Origin of the sequence: Kytococcus sedentarius, assembly GCF_041937525.1 — a bacterium.
GTDB lineage: Bacteria > Actinomycetota > Actinomycetes > Actinomycetales > Dermatophilaceae > Kytococcus > Kytococcus sedentarius_A.
This window is the reverse complement of record NZ_CP169391.1, coordinates 1,191,709-1,215,735: the sequence shown is the minus strand read 5'-3', so window position 1 is coordinate 1,215,735 and position 24,027 is coordinate 1,191,709. Positions and strand designations below refer to the sequence as shown.

Sequence of the window (24,027 nt, the reverse complement as noted above, 5' to 3'; positions counted from 1 at the left end):
CCGGCGAGGCTGAGGCCATGAGCACCAAACCGCCGCCCACCCACGTGCTGGAAGCCTTCGGCGGGCGCGGCAGACCACAGCTGCTCAGCGGTGGGCAGGGCACCACGTGGCTCTGCGGAGATCTGGTTCTCAAGCCCGGCGTGGGAGACGTTGAAACGTGGCTGGTGGAGGTGATCGAAGGGATGGAGCAGACGGGCTTCCGTTGTGCGGACCCCGTCCGGACCCGTGGCGGCGAGGTGGCCTGTGATGGGTGGATGGCTCAGCGCCGTCTCGCCGGCCGTGATGCGGATCTGTCCGACCGGACGACCTGGCTCCCAGTCCTGGAGGGCGGGAGGGCCTTCCACCGTGCTGTGGCGAAGGTGCCGAGACCCTCCTTTCTGGACAGCCGGCACGACTGGTGGGCGCGTGCGGATCGACTGGCGTGGGCGGAGGAACGACCGGCTGTCACAGGGGTCCTGGCTCCTGTCGCACGCCGACTTGCGACGATGCAGGCGCCCCTGGGAGAGAGCCAGCTCGTGCACGCGGACCTCACCGGCAACGTGATGCTTGCCGCTGGGCAGCCACCGGCCATCATCGACATCTCTCCCTACTGGCGTCCTCCGTCGTACGCCGAGGGCGTGGTCGTCGCGGACCTCCTGATGTGGTGGGGTGCGGACCGGCACTTCCTCGAGGACACTGCAGTCCCGGTGCCCGCTGTTGCTCGCGCCCTGCTCTTCCGCCTCCTCACCACGCAGGCCATGGTCGAGGCGGGCGTGGCCGGCCTCGACCTGCACGATGAGGCGGCGCGTCATGAGCGGGCGACGCGCATCCTGGGCGTCTGAGGACGGCCTCGATCCTCTGCCACGATGGCCGGGTGACGTCGCCGCAGCCCGGCCCGCTCGACCTGGCCAACCCCCTGGCCGGGCGGTGGACGGTGCGTCACAGCCCGGCCGACCGGGTCCCCAGTCACGGGACGGAACTGTTCGCCAGTGCGCTCGCGGTGGACCTGGTGCCGGTGGACGATGCGGGGCGGACCGGTCGCATCACCTGGCGGACCCTCGTCACCCCGGAGCGGCCGGAGCACTTCACCGGCTTCGGTAGGCCGGTGCTGGCGCCGGTGTCGGGAACCGTCCTGGCCGCCGTCGACGAACACCCCGACCACGCGGCCCACCGCGGCCTGCCCTCCATCGCCTACGCGCTGGGTCAGCAGCGCCGGGCCGCGGGCGGCTGGCCCGCACTGGCCGGCAACCACGTCCGGCTGGCCAGCGAGGACGGCCCCGTGGTGGCGCTGTGCCACCTGCGGCGAGGGAGCCTGCGGGTCGTGGCCGGGCAGAAGGTGCGTCGCGGCGAGCAGGTGGCCGAGTGCGGCAACTCCGGCAACAGCACCGAGCCCCACCTGCACGTGCAGGCCATGACCAGCCCCGACCCGACCACCGCCCGGCCGGTGGAGATCACCATCCACGGACGCATGCCCCACAACGGTGAGGTCGTGGAACCCGGCACTCCCAGCCGTCCGTAGACTCCCGCCCATGCGCATCTGCCGGTTCACCGACGACTCCGACGAGCCCCGCTACGGCCTCATGGATGGCGAGGGCGCCAAGATCGCCGAGATCACGGGCGACCCCCTCTACATGCCCATCGAGCTGACGGGCCGGACCCTGACCACCGATGACGTCCGCCTCCTGGCGCCGGTCATCCCCCGCTCCAAGGTGGTCGGCATCCGCCGCAACTACGCCGACCACGCGCAGGAGCTCGGCAACGAGGTCGATGCGGAGCCGGGCCTGTTCCTCATCCCCAACACGGCCGTGTGCGGCCCGGGCGACCCGGTCATGATGCCGGCTCTCAGCAGCGAGATCAGCTACGAGGGTGAGCTGGCCGTGGTCATCGGCCGCATGTGCAAGGACATCGAGCCCGATGAGGTGGCGAGCGTCGTCTTCGGCTACACCTGCGCCAACGACGTGACCGCCCGCGACCTGCAGAAGGCCGACGGCCAGTGGGCGCGCGCCAAGGGCATGGACACCTTCTGCCCGCTGGGCCCGTGGATCGAGACCGAGCTGGACACCACCGACCTCGTGGTCCGCACCCGCCTCGATGGGGAGGTCGTCCAGGACGGCCGCACCTCCGACATGGTCTTCGACGTGGCCGCCTGCGTCTCCCACGCCTCCAAGGCGTTCACCCTGCTGCCCGGTGACGTGATCCTCACCGGGACCCCCGCCGGGGTGGGCACCGTGCAGCCGGGGCAACGGGTGGAGGTGTCCATCCAGGGCATCGGCCGGTTGGCCAATCCCTTCGTCTCCGTGGAGGACTGAGTACCTCCGGGGCCCGGGCCCCGCCTGCGGTGTGATCTATTCGACGCCCGCAGAAGGCCCCCTGCGGTGGGGTTTGCGGCCCCCTGCGACGTACCCTCTAGCGCATGTCCACGGCTCCCATCGGCATCTTCGACTCCGGTCTCGGGGGGCTCACCGTGGCCCGGGCCGTCATCGACCACCTGCCGCACGAGTCGACGGTCTACTTGGGTGACACGCTGCACGCCCCGTACGGCCCCCGCCCCATCGCGGAGGTCCGCCGGTTGGCGCTGGACTCCCTCGACGCGCTCATGGACCGTGGGGTCAAGGCCCTGGTCATCGCCTGCAACTCGGCCTCGGCCGCGGTGCTCCACGACGCCCGGGAGCGCTATCAGGTCCCGGTCATCGAGGTGATCCGCCCCGCGGCCCGTCGCGCCGCCGGCATCACCCGCACCGGCTCCGTGGGCGTCATCAGCACGCAGGCCACCCACACCTCCGGGGCGTACCGGGACGCGTTCGCCGCCGTCCCCTCGGTGCAGCTCCGTTCGCAGCCGTGCCCCCGCTTCGTGCACTTCGTGGAGTCCGGCACCATCTCCGGCCCGGAGGTCTTCGCCGCCGCCACCGAGTACCTGCAGCCGCTGAAGGAGGCGGGCGTGGACACCCTCATCCTGGGGTGCACGCACTACCCCCTGCTGCGCGGCGTCATCGCCTACGAGATGGGCCCGGAGGTCTCGCTGGTGTCCTCGGCGGAGGAGACCGCCGCCGAGCTGCTGCGCACCCTGGCCGGCCGTGGCGAGCTGGCGCCCGACGCCACCGTGCCCACCCACGAGTTCCTCACCACCGGCGACCCCTCCCAGTTCAGCGAGCTCGCCCGCCGCTTCCTCGGCCCCGAGGTGAGCGCGCTCAACACCCACCGGCTGCCAGTGGAGACTGACGTCCCTCCCACCGGGTCCCTCCCGGTGCTCGATGCGGGGGACGTCCGATGAGGGTGCGCGTCGTGGGCTGTTCGGGCTCCTTCTCCGGGCCCCGGTCGGCATCGTCCTGCTATCTCGTGGAGCACGAGGCGCAGGGGCGCACGTGGCGGCTGGTGCTCGACCTGGGCAGCGGGGCGCTGGGGGAGCTGCAGCGCTACACGGACCCGACGGCGGTGGACGCCTACCTCATCAGCCACCTGCACCCCGACCACCTGGTGGACCTGTGCGGGCTGTACGTGATGCACACCTACGACCCCCACGCGTCGCACCCGGACCGCATCGCCGTGCACGGCCCGGCGGCGCTGCGCGAGCACATGGACGGCGTGTACGGCGTCCACCCCGGCGAGAGCCTGACCTCCACCTACGACTACCACCCGGTGCGGGACGGGTGGCAGGCCACCATCGGGCCGTTCACCATCACGTGGTTCCAGGTCGACCACCCGGGGGACGCCTACGGCATGCGTGTGAGCGCGGGGGGCAACGTGCTGGCGTTCACCGGGGACACCGACGACACCCCCGCGCTGGACGGGTTGCTGACCGGCGCGGACGTGGTGCTGGCGGACTCGGCCTTCGTGGAGGGGCGGGACGCCGCCCAGGGCATCCACCTGACGGGTCGCCGGGCCGCCCTGGCCGCCCAGCGCGCCGGGGGAGTGGGACAGTTGGTGCTCACGCACATCCCGCCGTGGAACGACCCCGAGCACACCCTCGCCGAGGCGCGGCAGGTGTGGGACGGCCCGCTGTGCCTGGCCGAGCCGGGGCTGCTGCTGGAGGTCGCCCCGGTGGACCACGCCCTCTCCGCCCGTTGATGCGGGCTGCCGTGGCACCATCGACGCCGTGACCTCCCCCGCACCCGCCCCCGCCCCCTCGCGCCTGCCGGGCGTCCTCGCCTGCCTGGTGGCCGGCCTGGCCTCGATGGGGGTGGCGCGCCTCATCGGCACCGCCGTGCCTGCGGTCAGTCCGTTGCTGGTGGCGATCCTGCTGGGCATCGTGGTGGGGAACCTCGTCGCGCTCCCCGCCAGCTGGGCCCCGGGGTTGACGAAGGGTAGCAAGACGATGCTGCGCGCCGGCATCGTGCTGCTGGGCCTGCAGGTGTCGCTGGCGACCATCGTCGGCCTGGGCTGGCGGGTGGTGCTGGCCGTGGTGGTCGTGGTGGTGGCGGGTTTCGCGACGGCCGTGGTGGCCGGGCGGTTGCTGGGTGTGCGGCCGGTGCTGGCGCTCCTGGTCGGGTCGGGATTCTCCATCTGCGGTGCGGCGGCGGTGGCGGCGGCCGACGGGGTGTTGGAGTCCGACGAGCAGGACGTGGCCGTCGCGCTGGCGCTGGTGGTGCTCTTCGGGACGCTGATGATCCCGGTGGTGCCGTTGGCTGCCTCGGCGATGGGGGTGGACCCCCACACGACCGGGCTGTGGGCGGGGCTGTCGGTGCACGAGGTGGCGCAGGTGGTGGCTGTCGGTGGCATCGTGGGCTCCGGTGCCCTGGCCGTGGCGGTGGTGGCCAAGCTGGCGCGGGTGGTGCTGCTGGCCCCGGTGATGGTGGGGCTGGCCGTGTGGCGTCGTCGCCAGCTGCGGGCCGAGCAGGCGCGGGCCGGGCAGGCCGACGGGGGAGCGGCCCACCCGACGGCCGGGCAGGACGCCGTCACCCTGCCGCCGCTGGTGCCCTTCTTCGTGGTGGCCTTCCTCGCGATGGTTCTCGTGCGCACCTGGGTGCCGTTGCCCTCGGTCCTGCTGGAGGTGGCGACGGTGGCCCAGACCGTGCTGCTGGCCGCGGCCATGTGGGCCCTGGGCACGGGCGTGCAGTGGTCGAGGCTGCGTGCGGTGGGCGGTGCGCCGTTCGCCCTCGCCGGGATCACGACCGGGGTGGTGGCCGCCGTCGGCCTCGGTGGGGCGGTCCTGGCCTGAGCGGCGGTACCGCCCCGTCCTGTGGCGCCCACTGCGCGGACGTAGGCTCGGGCGCATGACTGACGCCCCCGCATCGGCCACCCAGACCACTGCGTCCACCTCTGAGACCACCCCCGGCGCGCGCCACGACGGCCGCGCCCCCGACCAGCTGCGAGACGTCCGCATCACCCGCGGCTGGCTCGACCACGCCGCCGGCTCGGTCCTCGTCGAGTTCGGCCGAACCCGGGTGCTGTGCGCGGCCTCCTTCCAGCCCGGCGTCCCGCGCTGGCTCAAGGGCCAGGGGACCGGCTGGGTCACCGGCGAGTACGCCATGCTGCCCGCCGCCACCCACACCCGCAGCGACCGCGAGTCGGTCAAGGGAAAGGTCAAGGGCCGCACCCAGGAGATCTCCCGCCTGCTTGGCCGCGCGCTGCGGGCCGCGGTGGACACCTCGGCGCTGGGGGAGAACACCATCGTCATCGACTGCGACGTCCTGCAGGCCGATGGGGGAACCCGCACCGCCGCCATCACCGGTGCCTGGGTCGCGCTGGCCGATGCCGTGGCCGCCGGCAAGGCCTCGGGAGACATCCCGGCCAACGCCCAGGTGTTGCGCGACTCCATCCAGGCCATCAGCGTCGGCATCGTGGACGGGCAGCCGGTGCTCGACCTGGACTACCCGGAGGACTCCGGTGCCGGCGCGGACATGAACGTCGTCATGACCGGCGCGGGCGAGATGGTGGAGGTGCAGGGCACCGCCGAGGGGCAGACCTTCGACCGCGCGATGCTGAACGCCCTGCTCGACCTCGCCCAGGACGGATGCGCCACGCTCGCCGCCGCTCAGCAGGCCGCCCTGGCCCTCGATGGGGGGGAGCGCCTCGAGGTGTCGCCCGGCCAGCAGCCGGGGCGGCCGGGCGATTCCTCGCACGCGTCGCAGACGTCGGCCGCCGGGGCGGACGCCTGATGGCCGCTCGCCGCATCGTGCTGGCCACGCGCAACGCGGGCAAGGTTCCCGAGTTGCAGCGGATCCTGTCCGAGGTGTTGTCGGGTGAGACCGAGGTCGTGACCTTGGCGGACGTGGCGCCCGATGCCCCGGACGTGGTGGAGAACGGCGTCACCTTCGAGGCGAACTCGCTGTTGAAGGCCCGGGCTGCGTGCGAGCTGACGGGTCTGCCCGCCATCGCGGACGACTCGGGGCTGTGCGTGGACGTGTTGGGTGGCGCGCCGGGCATCTTCTCCGCCCGCTGGTCCGGCGGGCTGGTGGACTCCACCGGTGCCGGGCCCGGGGCGGACAAGGACGCGGACAACATCGCGCTGCTATTGGCCCAGCTGGCGGACGTGCCGGACGAGGAGCGGGGCGCCCGGTTCGTGTGCGTGGCCTCCTACGTGGCTCCCGACGGCCTGGAGCTCACGGCGCGGGGCGAGATGCACGGGGTCATCCTGCGGGAAAGGCAGGGTGAGAACGGGTTCGGTTACGACCCGATCTTCGGGGTGGATGCCACGGAGTTCGATGACGCCGAGCAGCCGCAGGTCCGGGCGGCCGGTCCGTCCTCGCGCAACGGGTCGGACGTGCCGGACGTCATCTCCGAGGTGGCGGCCGAGGGGCACGCCTCCGAGGTCGCCGCGGACGCAGCCGCCAGGGTGGGGGAGGACACCCCCTTCACCGCCGGTGACGATGGAGCGGTGAGCGCGGCGGAGCTGCCCCCGGAGGTGAAGAACGCCATCAGCCACCGCGGCCGCGCGGTGCGCAAGCTGGCTGTGCAACTGGCCCCGGTGGTCTGAGGGCGGTCCCGCGGCTCTCAGCCGCGGCGGAGGCGAGCCGCCACCGCGGACAGCAGAACGGCCGCCGCCACGCCGCCGGCGGTCCACACCAGCACGTCCGACTCGAACTGTCCGGTGCTGCGGGCCACCGCGATCCACGCCATGCCCCACGCGGCGGCCAGGGAGGGCGCCAAGCGGCCCCGCGTCGCGCCGGCCAGTGCCCCGAACACAGCGGCCAGCACCACCAGCACTCCCACGGTCACCCAGACCCAGCCGGAGAACCCGTCCGCACCCGAGGCAGCGAGCCAGGACGTGATGTTGGCCGCCGTGGCCACGCTGACCCAGCCCAGGTACAGCCCGAAGGTGCCGTCCACCAGCACGGTCTCGACCCACCCGCCGCGAGGGGTGGCGTGCAGCACCAGCACGATCCGGATGAGCACGGCCAGCAGCGCCAGCATCACCACCACGCTCAGCCCCAGCCAACCTGCCTGGGTGACGCCCAGCCACAACGCATTGAGAACGGCCGATGCCGCGGCCCAGGGCCGCAGGCGGCGGTGGCGCTCGTCGGCACGCTGACCGGGGAACAGCTGCCACACCGCGTACCCCGCCAGGCCGGCGTAGATCACGCTCCAGATGCTGAACGCGGTGCTGGCCGGGGCGATGGGGGTGGCGTCCGCACCCAGCCAACCGCCGGCCACCTCGTTGACCGGGTCCCCGACCACGGCACCCGAACCGAGGAAGGCCCCCACCATCGAGAGGGCCACCACCACGAGCGTCAGGATCGGGGCAGCCAGTCCCGTGCTCGGGCGGGCGGCGTGGGGCGGGCGCGCATCATCGGTCATACGGGATGGTCCCACGTGCCGTGAGATCCTCCATGGCTCGGCTCGCCGGGTTCGCCCCGCACGGTGATCTGGGGAGCCGCCTCATAGGGTGGGTGCATGAACTCCCCCCTCGTGCAGCGCATGCAGCCCTTCGGCACGTCGATCTTCGCCGAGATGACGCAGCGGGCCCTGGCGGCCGATGCGGTGAACCTTGGCCAGGGTGCCCCGGACTCCGGCACCCCGCCGCAGCTCATCGAGTGGGCGCACGAGGCGATGGTGGCTGGCCGCAACCAGTACCCGCCGTTCTGGGGTGTGCCGGAGCTGCGGGAGGCGATCGCGGCCCACCAGCAGCGGTTCCACGGGCTGGAGGTGGACCCCTCGGAGGTGCTGGTGACGGTCGGCGCCACCGAGGCGCTGACGGCATCGATCCTGGCCTTGGTGGAGCCGGGCCAGGAGGTCATCGTCATCGAGCCGGCGTACGACTCCTACGGGGCTGCGATCGCGCTGGCCGGGGGTGTGGTGCGGCCGGTGGCGCTCTCGCTGCCGGGGCTGGAGCTCGACCCGGCCGCGCTGGAGGCCGCGTTCAGCGACGACACGGCGATGGTCATCGTGAACACCCCGCACAACCCAACCGGGCGCACGTTCAGCGCTGAGGAGCTCGCCCTCATCGGGCGGCTGGCCGAGAAGCACGATGCGGTGATCCTCACCGACGAGGTGTACGAGCACCTGGTCTTCGACGGCGCCTCCCACCTGCCGCCGGCTGCGGTGCCGGAGTGTGCGGGGCGGACGCTGACGGTGTCCTCGGCGGGCAAGACCTTCGCGGTGACTGGCTGGAAGGTCGGGTGGGTGCACGGCCCGGCCGAGCTGGTGGAGGCGGTGGCGAAGGTCAAGCAGTTCACGACCTTCGGCGTGGGGACGCCGTTGCAGCCGGCGATCGCGCAGGGCCTGGCTCTGCCCGATGAGGTGTTCGCGGAGCTGCGCGACCGGCATCAGCGCCGCCGGGACCTGCTGCTGAGCGGTCTGCGGAGCGTCGGGTTCGCGGCGGAGGTGCCGCCGGCGGGGTACTTCGTGATCGCCGATGCCGCGCCGCTGGGGGTGACCGACGCCCTGGCGTGGTGCCGCACGCTGCCGGAGGAGGCCGGGGTGGCGGGCGTGCCGGTCCAGGCGTTCTGCAGCGACCCCGCGCAGGCGCCGAGCCTGGTGCGCTTCGGCTTCTGCAAGACCGAGGACGTCATCGCCGAGGGGCTGGGCCGGCTGCAGCGCTGGGCCGACGCGCGCGGCTGAGGTGGGCGCCGGTGTGGTCACGATTGTGACAAAACTGTGACCTATTACAAGGCTTGGTGCCGGTGCGCGGGTGTATTTTCCCGTGTGACCGCGTGAGCGTTGGGCTGGGGCGGGGCGTGAGAGTGGCGTTCTGTGTCTGGTGTGTCGTGGGTGGTTCGTGGTGGGCGTTTTCGGCGTGGGGTGGTGCGGTGGATCGGTTTGTTGGTGTCGTTTGTGTTGGAACGCGCCACCCCCGCCGGCACCTTCGGACTCACCCTCATGGGCGCCCGCCTGTACAACCCCGTCACCGGCCGCTTCACCACCACCGACCCCGTCTATGGCGGCAACCCCAACACCTACACCTACCCCACCGACCCCATCAATATGACCGACCTCACCGGACAATGGAGGGCCAAGAAGTGGAGAACAACGAGATGGGAAAGAATCAGGGGGTGGGCTGGTCGTAAACGTTCCAGTGTGTCACGGCGGTTCCGTTCCTACCGAAGCCGAGCATGGAATTGGACTGAAAGGCGACACTTCTCGTTCACAGGTTGCGCCATGTTCTGTGTCGGAGTGGGACTGGATGGCGGTCGGCCAATTCTGTCATGGGGCGGGGTGGGGGTCGGTGGAAGCTTCAGCGCCCACAACAAGCCTCTGTATCGCAGGAAAAGACACACCAAAGAGATGTTCCTTTCAGGAGGAATCTTCTCGCTTTCGTGGAATGTTGACAAGAAGCTGAGGAGCTGGCGGCCCGACACTAAGTCATACGAGCGTGGGGCTCTGTGGGGATTCGGCGCGCAAAGGACATATAAATGGTGAATGGCTTCCGCAAATATACTCAGTTGCAGGTGTTTCTGTGGAAATTCACAGGAATCCCTTTGGTGGTCGCTCTAGCTCTACTCAGTGTCCTTTTTCTTATCGATTCCCTTTTGTGGATTGATGAGGATGGTTTAGGGCCAGTCCTATGGAGTTTGATGGCATTGTTTGGGACCATTGCTGGTGGGGTCATCGTCAATTGGTGGATGCGCATGCTGGAGCGCGAGGTGACGGGACAAGGTTTCGATGAGGGAGGGGAGTGACGTGCCAACGATGAGGTTGTGCAGAGTTGCACAATCATCAACTTTCCGTCCGTGGCGGACCCTCGCCATACCACTCGTCACCCTGGTCGACGTGCGCACGCGGTCGGAAGCCCAATGAGGTGTTCACCGACCTGCGGGACCTGCACCAGCGGCGTCGCGACCTGCTGGTGAGCGGTCTGCGCAGCGTCGGCTTCACGGTGGAGGTGCCGCCGACGGGGTACTTCGTCATTGCGGATGCTGCACCGCTGGGGGTGGAGGACGCGCTCGCGTGGTGCCGGACCCTGCCGGAGGAGGCCGGGGTGGCGGGCGTCCCGGTGCAGGCATTCTGCAGCGACCCCGACCAGGCCCGCAGCCTGGTGCGCTTCGGCTTCTGCAAGACCGAGGACGTCATCGCCAAGGGCATCGAGCGGCTGCAGCGCTGGGCCGACCGTCGGGGCTGAGGCGGGCGCGTCAGCGTGCTGGGCGCGGACGGCCCCGGCGAGCAGCCCCATCGAGGAGACGACGGTGCTGCTGCGTGACGGTCTGCCGGAGTACACGCGGGCCGAGGCCGAGCCGTCCCTGCAGGGCAACGTGGCTCATCACGAACGAGGGTGTAGTCGGGGTCTGAAGCCGCCGGATTCGAGCAGGCTTCGGGCGATGTAGTTGGTGAGGTTGCGGAACCCGAGGGCGGAGCCGCGTAGGTGTTCCAGGCGGCCGTTGATCGCCTCGGTCGGGCCGTTGCTGGTGCCGGGTCGGTCGAAGTAGGCCAGGATGTCGGCCGCGCGCTTCTTCAGGGTCCGGCCCAGGGTGATGAGTTCGGTGAGGTCAGTGGGGACGCCGTGGCTGAGCGCGTCGATGAGGTTGCTCATGAGCTGCTTGCCCTTGGCGCGGTCGGGTTCACGGTAGGCGTCGATCATGCGCTGGTAGATGCCCCAAGTGGCCTCGACCTGGACGTGCTCGTCGGCGTCGAACAGGGTGGTCAGCCGTTGGCGCTGTCGGTCGGTGAGTAGGTCGGCGCCGGTGTGCAGGGTCCGGCGGGCGCGGTATAGCGGGTCGCCGGCTCGGCCGCGGTGACCGTGGAGACCTTGCTGGACGCGGCGACGGCAGCGGTCCAGGGCGTCGCCGGCCAGGCGGACGACGTGGAACGGGTCCATGACCGCGGTCGCGTCGGGCAGTTCCTCGGTGGTGGCGGTCTTGAACCCGGTGAACCCGTCCATCGCGACGACCTCGACGCCGTCGCGCCAGGTCTTCGGGCGGGCAGCGAGCCAGGACTTGAACGCACTCTTGGAGCGGCCCGGGACCATGTCCAGCAGGCGGCAGTGCCCGGTGCCGTCACGGATCGGGGTCAGGTCGATGACCACGGTCACGTACTTGTCCCCGCGGCGGGTGTGCCGCCACACGTGCTCGTCGACCCCGATCACCGCGACGCCGTCGAAGCGCGCGGCGTCGTTGATCAGGGCCCGCCGGCCCTCGGCAAGGACCGCGTCGTTGGCGGTGTTCCACGAGACCGCCAACGCTTCGGCGATCCGGGCGATGGTCAGGTGCCCGACCACCAGCCCTTCCAGCGCCCAGCGCAGCGCGCGACGGGACAGCTTGGCTCGTGGCTCGGCAGCCGCCGTGGTGTCCTGGCGCCAGACGTGCCCGCACCCGGTGCACCGGTAGCGACGGACCGTGACCAGCAGGGTCGTCGGTCGCCAGCCCAGCGGCTCGTGGGCCAGTTCGCGGGTGACCGTGTCCCGAGCGGCGCCCTCGCAGCCGCAACGCCGGCACCACTGGTCCGGCGCGGTGACCCTGCAGGCCAGCACCGCTCGGTCCGGCTCGAGGCGCTGCCCGACGACCTCCAAGCCGAGCTCGTCCAGGCGGGCGAACGTGGTCAGGTCGGGGCAGGCAAAGGTAGCGTCAGGCACGTCGAGGTCTTCCGGATGGACGGTGTGAGAACTCCCATCCTCGGGAGACCTCGACCTCCACCTGGGAACCGACCCGCCGCCCCTGGGTCGCGCTGTGACGAAGAAACGCGCCCTGGGATGTCTGTGGCGGTGCCGCGATAGCGCAAGATGGAGGCATGCGCGTCCAACTGCTCTACTTCGACGAGTGCCCCAACTGGCAGCTAGCCGACACGCGCCTCCGCGAAGCGCTTGAAGCCCTCGGCCGCCCCATCGAGGTGGAGAAGGTCCTCGTGTCCACCCCCGAGCAAGCCGAGCACTGGAGCTTCCACGGCTCCCCGTCAGTCCACATCGACGGCGAGGACCCCTTCGCCCAGCCGGGCACGCCGGTCGGGCTCTCGTGCCGGCTCTATCGGACACCGCAAGGCGTCGGTGGCTCCCCCACGGTGGATCAGCTGGTCGAAGTCCTCTCCCGCACTTAGAGCCTCGTCGCAGCGATTCGCGGGTCCCGCCCCACCTACACCCTCAACTGCGAAGAGCCGGCAACGTGCGCCTGGAGCCGACCGAGCCGGGGCAGCCGCTCGTGCTGGGCGTGCACTACGCGCCGCCGCTGCCGGGGTTCATGTCCCTGTGGCGCGACGACCTGTCCCGCTCGGTGGCCGAAGCGGAGGAGGCCGCCCAGGGTGGGCCGGTCGTGCTCGTGGGTGACTTCAACGCCACGATGCGGCACGGCGCCCTGGCCGAGATGGACGGCTTGGTCGACACGGCGCGGGCGTGCGGGCGACCGGAGGGCACGTGGCCGACGAGCTGGCCCGCGGTGGGGCGCAGCGCCATCGACCACGTCATCGTGTCGCAGGGCGCCGAGGTGGTGTCCTGCCGCACCCTGCAGCTGCCCGGTTCGGACCACCTGGCCTACGCCGCCGAGGTGCGCTTCTGACGTAGGCTCCGCAGCAACGCGCGAGTGGTGGAATTGGCAGACACGCACGGTTTAGGTCCGTGTGCTCCGGCGTGCGGGTTCGAGTCCCGCCTCGCGCACCAGCCCACCCGCCCGAGGTGGCCACTTATGGTCACCTCGACGGTCGAAGTGACCACGAATGGCCACCTCGTGAGCCTGCCCCCTCAGACGGCGCTGGTGAGCGGCAGCCCCAGCTCGTTCTTGCCCAGGCTCGCCACGTGGCCCTTGGCTCGCACGTTGTACCGGGCGTGCTCGATGACACCCTGCTCGTCGATGACGAAGGTGCTGCGGATGACGCCCTGGGTCACCTTGCCGTAGTTCTTCTTCTCGCCGTACGCCCCGTAGGCCGTGAGCGTCTCCAGCTCGGGGTCGCACAGCAGCGGGTAGCCCAGCTCGTACTTCTCGGCGAACTTCTGGTTCTTCTCGACGGTGTCCTTGCTCAGGCCGTAGACGGCGTAGCCGGCCTCGGCCAGCGCCTCGGCGTTGTCACGGAAGTCACAGGCCTCGGTGGTGCAGCCCGGGGTGGAGGCCGCCGGGTAGACGAACAGCACCACCTTGCGGCCGCGCAGGTCGTCCAGGCGCACGGTGCTGCCGTCGGTGCTCTCCAGGGCGAAGTCGGGGGCCTGGTCGCCGGTCTGCAGTCGGGTGGTCATCACACGTCTCCTCTGGTGGGGTTCTGCGTTAGAGTTTCAGGCAGTTTCCCAAGGAAAGGCAATCTCGTGGCCAAGCAGTCCAAGGACACCCGCTCCGTCGAGCAGATCACCCGCGACATCGACGCCTCCCGCCTTCGCCTTGCCGGCGACGTCGACGAGCTCGTCTACCGCGTCCACCCCAAGGAGGTCGCCCGCCGTGCGCAGGAGGACGCGCAGGTCAAGTTCAACCAGACCATGTACGACAGCGATGGCGCCCTGCGCGGCGACCTGATCGCCAAGGGTCTGGGCGGGGCCGGCGCCGCCACCTTCGGCCTGGGCCTGCTGCGCCGCCTGTTCAACAAGGGCTGAGCAACACACCAGACGCGCCCAGGGGCCCCGATCCACACGGATCGGGGCCCCTTCGTCATGCCGGCCCCTAGCTCGCGCCAGGCTCACTCCACCGCACCCGTCGTCAGACGGCGCGCAGGATGGCGATGTCGTCGTGCACCTTGGTGCCCGCCTCGCGCAGCGCCGCCTCGTGCTGCGCCTCGTACGCTCGGATGCCGTGCGCCAGCGCCCGCGGGTCCCTCGCCACCGCCTCGCCCCACGCCTGCGCATCGTGGGTGCGGTACAGCTCGATGGGGCGCGTCGCCCCGTCGGAAGCCAGCCACGCCGCCCGCACGTCAGCCAAGGGGAAGGACCCGGTGAGTCCCTGCCCGGCCGCGCGCACGTCGGCCCGCGCGCTCCACCATCCGCCCGGGGTGTTCATGGTCTGCGTGGGGGAGGGGCCACCGGCCCGCCACCCGCCGGCCACCGCCTCCAGCCGCTCGTCCAGCAGCTGCAGCACCTGCCCGTCGGTGAACTGCACCACCAGGCTCGAGTCACACAGCACCCAGTACTCCAGCTCGTCGCCCAGTGCGCGCGTGACCACCAGCGTCGCCCACGGCCCCGCATCGGCATCGCACTGCGGATGCTGCGCCCGCACCGCGTCGAGGGCGCCGGCCACCGCATCGGACAGCGCGACGGGCTCACCGACGACCGGCCCCAGGGCGTTGGTGGGTGCCAGCCGATCCAGGACGGCGGTCACCAGGGCGGTGGAGAACCAGTCCACCTCGTGCTCGCAGCCGGGGCGCAGGTCGGCCGAGACGCCCGCCCCGTCGGCCAGCACGGCCACGCCCGCCCGGTGACCAGCCGCCGCCGACCCCTGCAGCGGCCGCCACCCGGCGGCGTCCTGACAGGGGATGGCCGTGTGCGCGGCCCAGCGCACCAGCTCGCCGACCTCCAGCGGCGCACCGGTGCTGGGACCCACCTCCGGGGAGGCGGGGCCCAGCATGCGGGGGTCGACACCCATCGTGCGGCCGTCCGGTGAGCGGGTGCGGTGGCGGGGCGCTCAGGCCCCGGCCACCGCCTCGCGGCTGTCGATGAAGGCCTGCACGCAGGCGCGCACGTCCTCCTCGCTGTGCGCCGCCGAGAGCTGCACGCGGATGCGGGCCTCGCCCTTGGGGACCACCGGGAAGCTGAACGGGATGACGTACACCCCGCGCTCCAGCATCGCGTCGGCGATCTCGCCGGCCTGGCGGGCGCCGTCGTCGCCGGGGAACATCACCGGGATGATGGGGTGGCTGCCCTCGAGCAGCTCGAAGCCGGCCTCGGTCATGAGCTCGCGGAACAGCTGGGCGTTGCGCTCCAGCTGGGCGCGGAGCTCGTCGGAGGACTCCACCAGCTCCAGGGCCTTCAGCGAGCCGGCCGCGGTGCTGGGGGCCACGGCGTTGCTGAACAGGTACGGGCGGGAGCGCTGCTTGAGCAGGGCCACGACCTCCTTGGGGCCGGCCACGAAACCACCGGAGGCGCCACCCAGGGCCTTGCCGAAGGTGCCGGTCACCACGTCCACCCGGTCGATGACGTCGAACTTCTCCGCGGTGCCGCGGCCCTTCGCGCCGGTGAACCCGGTGGCGTGGGAGTCGTCCACCACCACCATGGCGCCGAACTCCTCGGCCAGGTCGCAGATCTCCGGCAGCGGGGCGTAGTAGCCGTCCATGGAGAACACGCCGTCGGTCACCACCACGGTGCGGCGGGCCCCGGCCTCCTTCGCGGCCTGCAGCTGGGCGCGCAGGTCGTCCATGTCGCGGTTGGCGTAGCGGAAGCGCATCGCCTTGGACAGGCGCACCCCATCGATGATGCTGGCGTGGTTCAGCGCGTCGGAGATGATCGCGTCCTCCTTGCCGAAGAGCACCTCGAAGAAGCCGCCGTTGGCGTCGAAGCAGGAGGCGTACAGGATCGCGTCCTCGCAGCCCACGAACGCGGCGATGCGGCGCTCCAGCTCGGTGTGGAGGGTCTGCGTGCCGCAGATGAAGCGCACCGAGGCCATGCCGAAACCCCACTCGTCGAGGGCCTGCTTGGCCGCGGCCTCCACCTCGGGGTGGTCCGCCAGGCCCAGGTAGTTGTTGGCGCAGAAGTTCAGCGCCTCGGCCTTCTTGGTGGTGACGTGCGCCGACTGCGGGGAGGTGAGCTCGCGCTCGGCCTTCCACAGTCCGGCGTCCTTGATGTCGGTGAGCTCGGCGGTCAGCTGGTCTGAGAACGCGTACATGGTGGCCAGTCTGTCAGGCGCCGGTGAGGTCCTTGAACATCACGTGCAGTCCGACGTAGCCGTCCTCCGGGTGGTGGAAGGCGCCGGGCACGGTGCCGACGACCTCCCAACCCAGGGACTGCCACAGGTGCACCGCCGGGGCGTTGGTCTCCACCACGGCGTTGAACTGGATGCCGCGGTACCCCTCGGACCGGTGCCAGCGCACCACCTCCCCGGCCAGCGCCCGCGCCACACCCTTCCCGCGGGCCTCCGGCGCCACCAGGAACGACGCGGTGCCGATGTGGTCGCCGTTCCCCGGTCGGTTGGGCCCCATCTTGGCGCTGCCGAGCACGGTGCCGTCGTCCACGGCCACCACCGTGCGCCCGGGCGGTTTCTCCATCCACCACGCATGGGCCTCGTCGGAGGGCTGACCAGCCGGCCAGGCGTAGGTGCGGCCCTCGTCCATGGTGGTGCGGAGGAAAGGGTAGATGGCTGGCCAGTCCTCGGCCGTTGCGGTGCGGATGATCACCGGGTGAGTCTCCCGCGCACCGACTTCCGAAGGCCACCGGTTTCACGGCGCGCGGACCGCTGCCCGCGCCAGTCCCACCGCTGCCCGCCGACCCATGCGGGTGCCCGGTGGCGCGCAGAGGACCTCGGCGGAGTCCGCTCACTCAGCGTCGAGCAGCTCCTGCCACCGGTGCCCCGGGTGGGCCAGGTCGAGGGCCCCCGCCAGCCACGACCGCTGGGCCCCCGACATGCGGGGCAGGCAGGCCGCCAGATCGGCCCGGTCCTTGTCCCGGTCGCCCTTGGCCTTGAGCAGCAGCTGCAGGTGGGGTTGCAGGTAGCGGATGCCGTCGAGCTCCCACAGGGCCTCGTCCATCGGCATCCGGATGCGGTCGTCCCGCTTGTACACCCACTCCTCGGGCGTGCCGGGGGAGAGGAGCACGTCGTACTCCCACGGGCTGCGGCCGTCACGGCGCAGCCAGAACTGGCCGCACCCGGTCGGCAGCACCTCCGGCCCACCCTCGGGGCGGTCGTCGGGCAGCAGGGGACTCAGCGCCCCGGCAGCGGCGCACCAGACGTGGAGGCCCTTGCGGGCGAGGTGGAGGCGCAGTGTTGGTAGGTCGCTCAGCAGGACGCCGGGGTCGATGTCACCGTGCTGCCGGGTCTTACCGCTGAACGCCTCCAGCGCCCAACCGCCAGCCACCCACCACAACCCGTCGTACCCGTCGAACAGCCGGGCCACGTCGTTCGGCGTCCGGGGTGCCCAGTCGCCGTAGAGGGCGAGGAACTCAGCGTCGTCCATCCGGGCAGTGTGCACCACCGGGGTGCTGGCAGGGCCGGCGGCCAAGGCGATCTGCCCGCGGACGACACGCCTCGATGCGGGGACGCGCACCCGCCGAGCCGCCGCCCGCCACAGCCTCAGCCCGGGCGGCTGGTGAAGGCCTGCGCCAGCACCCGGGCGGCCAGGCTGAAGGCCACCAGAAGGAAGCCGCTGCCCAGGAGCGGGAGGAGCCGCAGACCCGGCAGTACCTCGGGCCCACCGGGGGCCAGCAGCAACCCCAGCGCCAGCACCGTGCACGCTAGGGTCACCAGGGCGGTGGTGACCTGGTGCACCAGCCCGGCCAGGAAGGCCCGGTCGTCCGGGTGGTCCAGCATCCGCAGCCGCAGGGTGAGCTGCCCGTCGCCGGCCTGCCGCGTGAGGTCCTCCACCCGACGGGGCAGCCGCTCGAGCACGGGCACCAACCGGCCCAGCTGCATCGTCAGCTCGTCCCGCACGGCGCCGGGGGCCATCCGCTCCCGACCGATCTCCCGGCCCAGTCGGCGCGAGGCGTCCACGAGGTCCACCCGGGGATCCAGCTCGGTGAGGGTCCCCTCCAGGGCGCCCAGCGCGCGAAAGGCCGCCGCCAGCTGGGGCGGCACGCGCAGCCCGTGGGTGGTCACCAGCCGCAGCAGGTCGGTGAACAGCGCCCGGCTCCCACCCGCCAGGCGGTGGCGGGTCACCAGCTGGCCCACCTCCCGCTCCAGGGCGCGGTCGTCCAGCGTGGCCGGACGGTCCAGGACGTCCAGCAGCGCGTCGGTGGCGGCGATGCCGTCATCGGTCTCGAAGGCCAGCAGCAGCCGCCCCAGCGCCTCCCGCGACGCGCGGTCGAGCCGCCCCACCGAGCCCAGGTCGAGCAGCGCGAGGGTGCCGCCGGGCTGCAGCAGCACGTTCCCGCCGTGCAGGTCGGCGTGGAACACCCCGTGCTCCACCACCTGGCGCAGCACGAGCCCGAGCAGCTCGTCGGCCAGCGCGGCCCGGTGCTGCGGCTCGACGGCCGCGACCTCCCGGCGGGCACGGCTCAGCGGCAGCCCATCCATGCGCTCCATGACCAGCAACCGGCTGGTGGTCAGGTCCTCCTCGACCCTGGGGACGCGGATGTGCCCGTCGGCCGGCAGGGTGGCCGCCACGGCCCGGGTGTTCGCCGCCTCTGTCCGGTAGTCCAGCTCCTCCTCGAGGGAGTCGACGAAGCCGCGGGCGAGCCCGTTCAGGTCGAGATCGCGGGCCCACTGGGCACGCCGGGTGAGCGTGTCCGCCAGGCGCAGGATGATGTCGACGTCGGCCCGCGCCTGCTCCCGGGCGCGGGGTCGTTGCACCTTGAGCACCACCGCCCGTCCGTCCCGCAGCGTCGCCGCGTGGACCTGCCCGACGGATGCCGCAGCCAGGGGCTCGTGCTCCACGGTGGCGAACACCTCCCCGTGCGGCCGGCCCAGCTCGGCATCGATCACTGCCTCGATGGTGGCCCAGTCCTCGGCGGCGACGTCGGCCTGGAGTCGGCCCAGCTCCTGGGCGAACTCCGTGCCAACCAAGTCGGGGCGGGTGGCCAGCATCTGCCCCAGCTTCACGAAGGTGACCCCGGCATCGGTCAGGGCCAGGCGCAGCGCCCGGGCGATCCGGGGCGCCTCGTCGGGGCCGGTCCGTGCGTGCGTGCCGGGCCGGAGGAATCCCCCCAGCCCGTGGCGTGCGGCGATGGTGGTGACGGTGGCGTACCGCCGGTTGCGGCGGACCCAGCCGGGGGTCCCCCGCACCACCGAGATCGGCCCGGGGCCCTGGTTGGAGGGCGCGACGAGCTCGGCCACGAGCAGCAGACCCATCCCCAGGGCCACCCACCAGGCGCCGAGCAGGACGATGACCAGGGTTAGGGCCAGGGGCGACACGCCGGGCGCGGGGCTGCCGCCGTCGACCACGAGACCGAGGTCGGTGCCCAGCGAGGTGAGGACCGCGCCACCGGTGAGCATCAGCGTGCCGGCCACCAGCGCGGTCCGCAGCCAGCCGACGGGGATGCCGAGGAACCGGCGCATGACCACGGCCAGGAGCACCGTGTGCGCCACCAGCGCCAGAGCCACCCAGAGGGGTTCCATGGACGCAGTCTGCCAGTGGTGGGGGAGCGCCCACCTCAACCCGGGAGCGCCTCCCGCTCAGGCCAGCCACTCCCGGTGTCGCGCCAGCTCGGCCCGAGCCGCCTCGAGCTGCTCGGCCACGCGCGCCGTCGCCGTGCCGCCGACGCCGTCGCGCGAGTCAATCGACCCGGCCACGGTCAGCACCTCCCGCACCTCGGGGGTGAGGCGCTCGTCGATGCCGGCGAGGTCCGCATCGCTCATCTCGTCCAGCTCGATGCCGCGCTCCTCGCAGAGGCGCACGCACGCCCCGGCGATCTCGTGGGCCTCGCGGAAGGGCACCTGCTGGCGCACCAGCCACTCGGCCACGTCGGTGGCCAGCGAGAAGCCCTGCCCGGCCAGCTCCGCCATCCGTGCGGTGTCGAACTCCAGAGTCGCCACCTGCCCAGTGAAGGCGGGCAGCAGCACCTCCAGGGTGTCCACGGAGTCGAACACCGGCTCCTTGTCCTCCTGCAGGTCTCGGTTGTACGCCAGCGGCAGCGCCTTCAGTGTGGTCAGCAGCCCCGTGAGGTTGCCCACCAAGCGGCCCGACTTCCCCCGCGCCAGCTCGGCGATGTCCGGGTTCTTCTTCTGCGGCATGATGCTCGACCCGGTGGACCACGCGTCGTGCAGCCGCGCGAACCCGAACTCCTTGGTGGCCCACAGGATGACCTCCTCGGAGACCCGGGAGAGGTCCACCCCGATCATCGCCGTCACGAACGCGAACTCGGCCGCGAAGTCCCGCGAGGCCGTGCCGTCGATGGAGTTCGCACAGGTGCCGCTGAACCCGAGCTCGGATGCGATGGCGTGGGGGTCCAGCCCCAGCGACGCCCCGGCCAGGGCACCGCCCCCGTAGGGTGAGGCGTCGGCCCGGACGTCCCAGTCGGCCAGCCGCTCCACGTCGCGCAGCAGCGGCCACGCGTGGGCCAGCAGGTGGTGGGAGAGCAGGACGGGCTGGGCGGACTGCAGGTGGGTGCGTCCCGGCATCGGCGCCCCCAGGTGCTGCTCGGCCTGGGCGACCAGCGCCTCGACGAGGTCGAGCACCTGCCCGGCGATCACCCGGGCGTGCTCACGCAGGAACATCCGGAACAGCGTGGCCACCTGGTCGTTGCGTGACCGCCCGGCCCGCAGGCGCCCGCCGACCTCCGGCCCGACCTCCTCCAGGAGCAGCCGCTCCAAGGCGCCGTGCACGTCCTCGTCGCCCGGGCCCGGGCGCAGCTCGCCAGCGGCGTAGCGCTCTCCCAGCGCGTCCAGCCCGCGCTGCAGCTCGGCGTGGGTGGCCTCGTCCAGCAACCCGGCCCGATGCAGGGCGCGTGCGTGCGCGCGCGAGCCCGCCAGGTCGTGGGGCACCAGCCGCCAGTCGAAGTGCGTGCTGCGCGAGAGGGCCTGCAGCTCGGGGCTGGGCCCGCTGGCGAACCGCCCACCCCACAGGGCACCGGTGTTGGTCGGGGTCTGCTTGTCGGTCACGGGGGTCCTCGTCGGTCGGGTCGGTCGGGGCGGGGGCCGGGGTCCGCTCAGTCGGCCCCGTACTCCATCGCGGCGGCGTCCAGCGCGTCGTCCAGCTCGTCCACGTTCCGCGCGGCCGGGTTGCTGCTGATGCGGTCGGCACCACCGGCCTCCAGCGTGCCCAGCAGGTTGCCCTCCTGCACCGCCACGTGGCCCTGGTCCTCCGGCTGCAGGGCGTACAGCTCCAGCGCCGCGCGGGAGTCGGCGATGTCGAGGTTCCGCATCGTGAGCTGGCCGATGCGGTCCATCGGGCCGAACGCCGCGTTCTCGGTGCGCTCCATGGAGAGCTTGTCCGGGTGGTACGAGAAGTTCTCCCCGCGGGTCGACACGATGGTGTAGTCCTCCCCCCGGCGCAGCCGCAGCGTCACCTCGCCGGTCACCAGCGAGGCCACCCACCGCTGCTGCGCCTCGCGGATCATCAGCGCCTGCGGGTCCAGCCAGCGCCCCTCGTAGAGCAGCCGCCCCAGCCGCCGGCCGTCGGCGTGGTACTGCGCGATGGTGTCCTCGTTGTGCACCGCGTTGAGCAGCCGCTCGTAGGTGGCGAACAGCAGGGCCATACCCGGCGCCTCGTAGACGCCGCGGGACTTCGCCTCGATGATGCGGTTCTCGATCTGGTCGCTCATGCCCAGCCCGTGGCGCCCGCCGATGGCGTTGGCCTCCAGCACCAGGGCCACCGGGTCCAGCTCCCGGCCGTTGATCGCCACCGGGCGTCCGGCCTCGAAGCGCACGGTCACGTCCTCGGTCTCGATCTGCACCTCCGGGTCCCAGAAGCGCACGCCCATGATCGGCTCGACAGCCTCCAGGCTGACGTCCAGGTGCTCCAGGCTCTTCGCCTCGTGGGTGGCACCCCAGATGTTGGCGTCGGTGGAGTAGGCCTTCTCCTGGGAGTCCCGGTAGGGCAGGTCGCGCTCGGTGAGCCACTGGCTCATCTCCGTGCGGCCGCCCAGCTCCGAGACGAACTGCGGGTCCAGCCAGGGCTTGTAGATGCGCAGGTCCGGGTTGGTCATGAGCCCGTAGCGGTAGAAGCGCTCGATGTCGTTGCCCTTGAAGGTGGACCCGTCGCCCCAGACGTCCACCCCATCGGCCTGCATGGCGCGCACCAGCAGGGTGCCGGTCACGGCGCGGCCGATGGGGGTGGTGTTGAAGTAGGTGCGGCCCCCGGAGCGGATGTGGAAGGCGCCGCAGGCCAGGGCGGCGAAGCCCTCCTCGACGAGGGCCTGCCGGCAGTCCACGGAGCGGGCGATCTCGCCGCCGTACTGCGTGGCGCGGTCCGGCACGCCGGCGATGTCGGCCTCGTCGTACTGCCCGAGGTCGGCCGTGTAGGTGCAGGGGATGGCGCCCTTCTCCCGCATCCAGGCGACGGCCACCGAGGTGTCCAGTCCGCCGGAGAACGCGATGCCGACGCGCTCGCCGACCGGGAGGGTGGTCAGGACCTTGCTCATGGGTGGATCTCCTTCGTCGGGGTCGGACATGTCGGGGGTGTCGGGGCGTTGTCGGTGCCCTCCCCGAGCTCGAGGCAGCGTCGCGCCAGGCGCTCGCCGCCGTGCGGGTCGCGGCAGATCAGCAGCACGGTGTCGTCGCCGGCGATGGTGCCGAGCACGTCATCGAGGCCGGCCCGGTCGAACGCGCTGGCCAGGTACTGGGCGGCGCCCGGGGGAGTGCGCAGCACCACCTGGTTGCCGCTGTGCTCTGCGCTGACCAGCAGCTCGCCGGCCAGGCGGCGGACGTGGGCGACGGCCGCCGCACCCTCGCGGGCCAGGGTGGGGGTGGGGTCACCGCCCTCGGCGGGCACGGCGTACACCAGCGAGCCGGAGGTGGCCCGCACCTTGAACGCGCCCAGCTCGTCGAGGTCCCGCGAGAGCGTGGCCTGGGTGACCCGCAGCCCGTAGGTGCCCAACAGCTCGGCGAGCTCGGCCTGCGAGTGCACCAGGTGCTGCTCCAGCACCTCCACGATGCGGCGCTGCCGGGCCTGCTTGGTCGAGGGGGTGCTGGTCATGCCCGACGCTCCCACAGCCAGGCCAGCAGCGCCTTCTGGGCGTGGCGGCGGTTCTCGGCCTCGTCCCACACGACGCTGGCGGGGCCGTCGATGACCTCGGGGGAGATCTCCAGGCCGCGGTGCGCCGGCAGGCAGTGCAACACGATGGCATCCGCGGCCGCGTGCCCGAGCAGCTCCGGGGTGAGCGACCACGGCCGGAAGGTGGCCAACCGGTCGGACTCCTCGTCCTCGCGCCCCATGGAGACCCAGGTGTCGGTGACCACCACGTCGGCGCCGCCCACCGCATCGACCGGGTCGTCGACCAGGGTGATCGACCCCCCGGTGGCGGCGGCGATCTCCTGCCCGCGCTGGACGATCTCCGGGAGCGGGGCGTGGCCGGCCGGCGAGCTGATGCGGATGTGCATGCCCGCGGTGGTGCCGGCGAGGATCCACGAGTGGCCCATGTTGCAGCTGCCGTCGCCCAGGAAGGTCACGGTGAGGCCGGCGGGTGTGCCCTTGTGCTCGGTGACGGTCTGCAGGTCCGCGAGCAGCTGGCAGGGGTGGAAGAGGTCGGTGAGGGCGTTGACCACCGGGATGCCGGCGTGCTGCGCCATCTCCTCGAGGTGGGCCTGCTCGGCGGTGCGCCACACGAGGAGGCCGGCCTGTCGCCCGATGACGCGGGCCACGTCGGGGATGGACTCGCGCGTGCCGGCGGCGGCCAGGCCCGCGTCGATGGCGAACTCGTGGCCGCCCAGTTCGGCGACGCCGGCGGCGAAGGACAGCTGGGTCCGCAGGGTGGGGCGGTCGTAGATGGTGGCCACCGTGACCGGGCCCTGCAGGGGCTTGTGGGTGAACGGCTGGGCCTTCAGCCTGGGGGCGAGGGCCAGGACCTCGGCCTGCTCGGCCGGGGAGAGGTCGTCGTCGCGGAGGAGGTGGCGCGTCATGGGGCGCGACAGTACATAGATTCACGGCGGTGTGCAAAAACATGCAGTGTGCCTGCATGCCGCGGCCCGACCCAGCCGCCCGGATCCGCCGTCAGTCGTCCCATCCCAGCCGGCCGTGCTTGGCCCACACCCCATC

At 71.9% G+C, this 24,027-nt stretch carries 27 protein-coding genes and 1 tRNA gene; 16 read left to right on the top strand and 12 right to left on the bottom strand.

Annotated elements, in window-relative coordinates; genetic code table 11:
- Positions 1-17: 17 nt before the first annotated feature.
- From ACEY2A_RS05675 to ACEY2A_RS05640, 8 genes are all read left to right on the top strand, one after another.
- The gene (locus ACEY2A_RS05675; protein ID WP_374929887.1) at positions 18-821 is read left to right on the top strand and encodes a TIGR02569 family protein; all 804 of its coding nucleotides are present in this window, start codon (positions 18-20) and stop codon (positions 819-821) included.
- A gap of 32 nt (positions 822-853) precedes the next feature.
- The gene (locus ACEY2A_RS05670) at positions 854-1,498 is read left to right on the top strand and encodes a M23 family metallopeptidase (protein ID WP_374929886.1); all 645 of its coding nucleotides are present in this window, start codon (positions 854-856) and stop codon (positions 1,496-1,498) included.
- A gap of 10 nt (positions 1,499-1,508) precedes the next feature.
- Positions 1,509-2,288, top strand: coding sequence for a fumarylacetoacetate hydrolase family protein (locus tag ACEY2A_RS05665; RefSeq protein WP_374929885.1), 780 nt, complete (start codon positions 1,509-1,511; stop codon positions 2,286-2,288).
- A 104-nt stretch (positions 2,289-2,392) separates the two neighbouring features.
- Positions 2,393-3,250 carry a glutamate racemase gene (gene murI, locus ACEY2A_RS05660; protein ID WP_374929884.1) on the top strand — a complete coding sequence of 286 codons (858 nt, stop codon included), beginning with the start codon at positions 2,393-2,395 and terminating at the stop codon, positions 3,248-3,250.
- A complete protein-coding gene (locus ACEY2A_RS05655) occupies positions 3,247-4,044 on the top strand; it encodes an MBL fold metallo-hydrolase (protein ID WP_374929883.1) in 798 nt (265 codons plus the stop codon). Before murI ends, ACEY2A_RS05655 begins: the two co-directional genes overlap by 4 nt.
- Before the next feature lie 28 nt (positions 4,045-4,072).
- On the top strand, positions 4,073-5,134 hold the full coding sequence (locus ACEY2A_RS05650; RefSeq protein WP_374929882.1) for a YeiH family protein: 1,062 nt from the start codon (positions 4,073-4,075) through the stop codon (positions 5,132-5,134).
- A 55-nt stretch (positions 5,135-5,189) separates the two neighbouring features.
- Positions 5,190-6,074 (top strand): ribonuclease PH, encoded by an 885-nt coding sequence (gene rph, locus ACEY2A_RS05645; RefSeq protein WP_374929881.1) that lies wholly within the window; start codon positions 5,190-5,192, stop codon positions 6,072-6,074.
- Positions 6,074-6,892, top strand: coding sequence for a non-canonical purine NTP pyrophosphatase (locus ACEY2A_RS05640; protein ID WP_374929880.1), 819 nt, complete (start codon positions 6,074-6,076; stop codon positions 6,890-6,892). Before rph ends, ACEY2A_RS05640 begins: the two co-directional genes overlap by 1 nt.
- A gap of 17 nt (positions 6,893-6,909) precedes the next feature.
- Here the strand turns inward: ACEY2A_RS05640 and ACEY2A_RS05635 are convergent, their stop codons facing one another.
- Positions 6,910-7,713, bottom strand: a complete 804-nt coding sequence (locus ACEY2A_RS05635; RefSeq protein WP_374929879.1) for a TspO/MBR family protein — start codon at positions 7,711-7,713, stop codon at positions 6,910-6,912.
- A gap of 96 nt (positions 7,714-7,809) precedes the next feature.
- Here ACEY2A_RS05635 and ACEY2A_RS05630 point away from each other — a divergent pair, with 96 nt between their 5' ends.
- The 4 genes from ACEY2A_RS05630 (at position 7,810) to ACEY2A_RS05615 (ending at position 10,474) form a co-directional block, all read left to right on the top strand.
- Positions 7,810-8,976: an aminotransferase class I/II-fold pyridoxal phosphate-dependent enzyme gene (locus tag ACEY2A_RS05630; RefSeq protein ID WP_374929878.1), complete on the top strand. Its 1,167-nt coding sequence runs from the start codon at positions 7,810-7,812 to the stop codon at positions 8,974-8,976.
- Between the two features lie 132 nt (positions 8,977-9,108).
- Entirely contained in the window at positions 9,109-9,774 is a 666-nt protein-coding gene (locus ACEY2A_RS05625; protein WP_374929877.1) for an RHS repeat-associated core domain-containing protein, read from the top strand.
- The gene (locus tag ACEY2A_RS05620; protein WP_374929876.1) at positions 9,768-10,034 is read left to right on the top strand and encodes a hypothetical protein; all 267 of its coding nucleotides are present in this window, start codon (positions 9,768-9,770) and stop codon (positions 10,032-10,034) included. Before ACEY2A_RS05625 ends, ACEY2A_RS05620 begins: the two co-directional genes overlap by 7 nt.
- Positions 10,035-10,153: 119 nt before the next feature.
- Positions 10,154-10,474, top strand: coding sequence for an aminotransferase class I/II-fold pyridoxal phosphate-dependent enzyme (locus ACEY2A_RS05615; protein WP_374929875.1), 321 nt, complete (start codon positions 10,154-10,156; stop codon positions 10,472-10,474).
- A 138-nt stretch (positions 10,475-10,612) separates the two neighbouring features.
- On the opposite strand, the gene ACEY2A_RS05610 is transcribed toward ACEY2A_RS05615, so the two are convergent.
- Positions 10,613-11,920: an ISL3 family transposase gene (locus ACEY2A_RS05610; RefSeq protein ID WP_374929015.1), complete on the bottom strand. Its 1,308-nt coding sequence runs from the start codon at positions 11,918-11,920 to the stop codon at positions 10,613-10,615.
- 155 nt (positions 11,921-12,075) lie between these two features.
- On the opposite strand from ACEY2A_RS05610, the gene ACEY2A_RS05605 reads away from it, so the two are divergent.
- From ACEY2A_RS05605 to ACEY2A_RS05595, 3 genes are all read left to right on the top strand, one after another.
- Positions 12,076-12,378 carry a thioredoxin family protein gene (locus ACEY2A_RS05605; protein WP_075867053.1) on the top strand — a complete coding sequence of 101 codons (303 nt, stop codon included), beginning with the start codon at positions 12,076-12,078 and terminating at the stop codon, positions 12,376-12,378.
- A 65-nt stretch (positions 12,379-12,443) separates the two neighbouring features.
- Positions 12,444-12,833 carry an endonuclease/exonuclease/phosphatase family protein gene (locus ACEY2A_RS05600; protein WP_374929874.1) on the top strand — a complete coding sequence of 130 codons (390 nt, stop codon included), beginning with the start codon at positions 12,444-12,446 and terminating at the stop codon, positions 12,831-12,833.
- An 18-nt stretch (positions 12,834-12,851) separates the two neighbouring features.
- Positions 12,852-12,934: transfer RNA gene (locus ACEY2A_RS05595), tRNA-Leu, on the top strand.
- 81 nt (positions 12,935-13,015) lie between these two features.
- On the opposite strand, the gene ACEY2A_RS05590 is transcribed toward ACEY2A_RS05595, so the two are convergent.
- A complete protein-coding gene (locus ACEY2A_RS05590; RefSeq protein WP_374929873.1) occupies positions 13,016-13,504 on the bottom strand; it encodes a peroxiredoxin in 489 nt (162 codons plus the stop codon).
- A 66-nt stretch (positions 13,505-13,570) separates the two neighbouring features.
- Here ACEY2A_RS05590 and ACEY2A_RS05585 point away from each other — a divergent pair, with 66 nt between their 5' ends.
- A complete protein-coding gene (locus ACEY2A_RS05585) occupies positions 13,571-13,852 on the top strand; it encodes a DUF3618 domain-containing protein (RefSeq protein ID WP_015778994.1) in 282 nt (93 codons plus the stop codon).
- 103 nt (positions 13,853-13,955) lie between these two features.
- Here ACEY2A_RS05585 and ACEY2A_RS05580 read toward each other — a convergent pair whose 3' ends face one another.
- The 9 genes from ACEY2A_RS05580 to argF all read right to left on the bottom strand — a co-directional run bounded on the left by ACEY2A_RS05580 (position 13,956) and on the right by argF (position 23,891).
- Positions 13,956-14,834 carry a hypothetical protein gene (locus ACEY2A_RS05580; RefSeq protein WP_374929872.1) on the bottom strand — a complete coding sequence of 293 codons (879 nt, stop codon included), beginning with the start codon at positions 14,832-14,834 and terminating at the stop codon, positions 13,956-13,958.
- A 39-nt stretch (positions 14,835-14,873) separates the two neighbouring features.
- Positions 14,874-16,070 (bottom strand): glycine C-acetyltransferase, encoded by a 1,197-nt coding sequence (locus ACEY2A_RS05575; RefSeq protein WP_374929871.1) that lies wholly within the window; start codon positions 16,068-16,070, stop codon positions 14,874-14,876.
- Positions 16,071-16,083: 13 nt separating this feature from the next.
- Positions 16,084-16,578 (bottom strand): GNAT family N-acetyltransferase, encoded by a 495-nt coding sequence (locus tag ACEY2A_RS05570; RefSeq protein WP_374929870.1) that lies wholly within the window; start codon positions 16,576-16,578, stop codon positions 16,084-16,086.
- Positions 16,579-16,716: 138 nt separating this feature from the next.
- On the bottom strand, positions 16,717-17,355 hold the full coding sequence (locus ACEY2A_RS05565) for a hypothetical protein (protein ID WP_374929869.1): 639 nt from the start codon (positions 17,353-17,355) through the stop codon (positions 16,717-16,719).
- Positions 17,356-17,471: 116 nt separating this feature from the next.
- Positions 17,472-19,451: an ABC1 kinase family protein gene (locus tag ACEY2A_RS05560; RefSeq protein ID WP_374929868.1), complete on the bottom strand. Its 1,980-nt coding sequence runs from the start codon at positions 19,449-19,451 to the stop codon at positions 17,472-17,474.
- Between the two features lie 57 nt (positions 19,452-19,508).
- Positions 19,509-20,933 carry an argininosuccinate lyase gene (gene argH / locus ACEY2A_RS05555; protein WP_374929867.1) on the bottom strand — a complete coding sequence of 475 codons (1,425 nt, stop codon included), beginning with the start codon at positions 20,931-20,933 and terminating at the stop codon, positions 19,509-19,511.
- Positions 20,934-20,980: 47 nt separating this feature from the next.
- Positions 20,981-22,414 (bottom strand): argininosuccinate synthase, encoded by a 1,434-nt coding sequence (gene argG, locus ACEY2A_RS05550; RefSeq protein ID WP_374929866.1) that lies wholly within the window; start codon positions 22,412-22,414, stop codon positions 20,981-20,983.
- On the bottom strand, positions 22,411-22,968 hold the full coding sequence (locus ACEY2A_RS05545; RefSeq protein ID WP_374929865.1) for an arginine repressor: 558 nt from the start codon (positions 22,966-22,968) through the stop codon (positions 22,411-22,413). Before ACEY2A_RS05545 ends, argG begins: the two co-directional genes overlap by 4 nt.
- Entirely contained in the window at positions 22,965-23,891 is a 927-nt protein-coding gene (gene argF, locus ACEY2A_RS05540) for an ornithine carbamoyltransferase (RefSeq protein WP_374929864.1), read from the bottom strand. The genes ACEY2A_RS05545 and argF overlap by 4 nt, the downstream gene beginning before the upstream one ends.
- Between the last annotated feature and the right edge of the window lie 136 nt (positions 23,892-24,027).

Coding starts and splice junctions, on each gene's coding strand:
- ACEY2A_RS05675 (WP_374929887.1), top strand. CDS start 18: ATGAGCACCAAACCGCCGCCCACCCACGTGCTGGAAGCCTTCGGCGGG.
- ACEY2A_RS05665 (WP_374929885.1), top strand. CDS start 1,509: ATGCGCATCTGCCGGTTCACCGACGACTCCGACGAGCCCCGCTACGGC.
- murI (WP_374929884.1), top strand. CDS start 2,393: ATGTCCACGGCTCCCATCGGCATCTTCGACTCCGGTCTCGGGGGGCTC.
- ACEY2A_RS05655 (WP_374929883.1), top strand. CDS start 3,247: ATGAGGGTGCGCGTCGTGGGCTGTTCGGGCTCCTTCTCCGGGCCCCGG.
- rph (WP_374929881.1), top strand. CDS start 5,190: ATGACTGACGCCCCCGCATCGGCCACCCAGACCACTGCGTCCACCTCT.
- ACEY2A_RS05640 (WP_374929880.1), top strand. CDS start 6,074: ATGGCCGCTCGCCGCATCGTGCTGGCCACGCGCAACGCGGGCAAGGTT.
- ACEY2A_RS05635 (WP_374929879.1), bottom strand. CDS start 7,713: ATGACCGATGATGCGCGCCCGCCCCACGCCGCCCGCCCGAGCACGGGA.
- ACEY2A_RS05630 (WP_374929878.1), top strand. CDS start 7,810: ATGAACTCCCCCCTCGTGCAGCGCATGCAGCCCTTCGGCACGTCGATC.
- ACEY2A_RS05620 (WP_374929876.1), top strand. CDS start 9,768: ATGGTGAATGGCTTCCGCAAATATACTCAGTTGCAGGTGTTTCTGTGG.
- ACEY2A_RS05605 (WP_075867053.1), top strand. CDS start 12,076: ATGCGCGTCCAACTGCTCTACTTCGACGAGTGCCCCAACTGGCAGCTA.
- ACEY2A_RS05590 (WP_374929873.1), bottom strand. CDS start 13,504: ATGACCACCCGACTGCAGACCGGCGACCAGGCCCCCGACTTCGCCCTG.
- ACEY2A_RS05580 (WP_374929872.1), bottom strand. CDS start 14,834: ATGGGTGTCGACCCCCGCATGCTGGGCCCCGCCTCCCCGGAGGTGGGT.
- ACEY2A_RS05575 (WP_374929871.1), bottom strand. CDS start 16,070: ATGTACGCGTTCTCAGACCAGCTGACCGCCGAGCTCACCGACATCAAG.
- ACEY2A_RS05565 (WP_374929869.1), bottom strand. CDS start 17,355: ATGGACGACGCTGAGTTCCTCGCCCTCTACGGCGACTGGGCACCCCGG.
- ACEY2A_RS05560 (WP_374929868.1), bottom strand. CDS start 19,451: ATGGAACCCCTCTGGGTGGCTCTGGCGCTGGTGGCGCACACGGTGCTC.
- argG (WP_374929866.1), bottom strand. CDS start 22,414: ATGAGCAAGGTCCTGACCACCCTCCCGGTCGGCGAGCGCGTCGGCATC.
- ACEY2A_RS05545 (WP_374929865.1), bottom strand. CDS start 22,968: ATGACCAGCACCCCCTCGACCAAGCAGGCCCGGCAGCGCCGCATCGTG.
- argF (WP_374929864.1), bottom strand. CDS start 23,891: ATGACGCGCCACCTCCTCCGCGACGACGACCTCTCCCCGGCCGAGCAG.